The following is a 442-nucleotide window of genomic DNA, read 5'->3' on the forward strand; positions in this document are numbered from 1 at the left end:
CATTCACCCTTATCGGTCAACTGTACAACGGTGCGGAAGAGAAAAGCTTGAGTGGGGCCAAGCTTTGCTTACGCAGAGGGTGCGGACTTGTAGCTCCGCTGTCTCGAGCACACGCTTGATAAGCGTGGGGTCGGAGGTTCAAGTCCTCCCAGACCCCCCCATAACGGGGGCCTGGCTCCGTTGGTAGAGTACCTGCTTTGCCAGCAGGGGGTCATCGGTTCGATCCCGTTTGCCTCCACCCAGAACTTTCCAAATCCGTGGAAGCCTTTTATACTTAGCAGCTTATTTTGATCTGCAAAGTTAAATATCGAAGAATAGACCTTTCAAAAACGGGAGAGCCGAAGTCAACAAATAAATACAATAAGGGTGGTTTGATTTTTTGTTATTTGCAAGGGATAAACAATATATCTTAGGAGAAAGGGAGAGGAACCCAGTATGTGGG

General features: G+C 48.6%; 1 tRNA gene. It reads left to right on the plus strand.

Annotation, left to right across the window (positions count from 1 at the left end):
• The first annotated feature begins 165 nt into the window (after positions 1 to 165).
• Positions 166 to 238: transfer RNA gene (locus ACTHTY_RS12040), tRNA-Ala, on the plus strand.
• The last annotated feature ends 204 nt before the right edge of the window (positions 239 to 442 follow it).

This window comes from Neisseria sp. P0019.S002 (assembly GCF_051957155.1).
Taxonomy (GTDB): Bacteria; Pseudomonadota; Gammaproteobacteria; order Burkholderiales; family Neisseriaceae; genus Neisseria; species Neisseria perflava.